A 656-nucleotide genomic window follows, 5' to 3' on the forward strand; every position below is an offset into this window, starting at 1 on the left:
CCCCCGCCTGCTCCTCCGCCGCGGCCGCGCGGTGCCGCTCCAGCGACGCCCGCAGCGCGGTCCGGCCCCGGTGGATGCGGCTACGGACGGTGCCGAGCTTCACCCCGAGGGTGGCGCCGATCTCCTCGTAGGACAGGCCCTCGACGTCGCAGAGGACGACGGCGACCCGGAAGTCCGGGGGCAGCTCGTCCAGCGCGGCCTGCAGGTGCGGGTCGAGGTGGTTGATCGCGAACACGGTCTCGGGCTCGGGGCCGCCGCCCGGGAGCCGGTCGGTGTCCTCGGGCAGGCCCTCCATCCGCAGCCGGGCGCGGCGGCGGACCATGTCGAGGAACAGGTTCGTGGTGATGCGGTGCAGCCAGCCCTCGAAGGTGCCCGGCTTGTAGGACGCCAGGGACCGGAACACCCGGATGAAGGTCTCCTGGGTGAGGTCCTCGGCGTCGTGCTGGTTGCCGGACAGGCGGTAGGCGAGTCGGTAGACGCGATCGGCGTGCTCCCGGACGACCTCGTCCCAGGTGGGCGGGGTCCAGTCGGCACCCTCACCGGGGCGGGTACCGGCGGCGGCGTCCCGGAACGGGGCGTCGTCGGTTGCGCGAGGGGCGGACATCGGGGCGGGGCACCTCCGTGGAGTCGCGACCGTGTCGTGGTGTCGATCGGCC

At 74.2% G+C, this 656-nt stretch carries 1 protein-coding gene; it reads right to left on the reverse strand.

Annotation, left to right across the window (positions count from 1 at the left end):
• The coding region (gene sigE / locus DBV35_RS29105; RefSeq protein WP_108663919.1) for an RNA polymerase sigma factor SigE at window positions 1-604 on the reverse strand (604 nt) is incomplete at its 3' end.
• Window positions 605-656: the final 52 nt, after the last annotated feature.

The sequence above is a fragment of the Acuticoccus kandeliae genome (assembly GCF_003073115.1).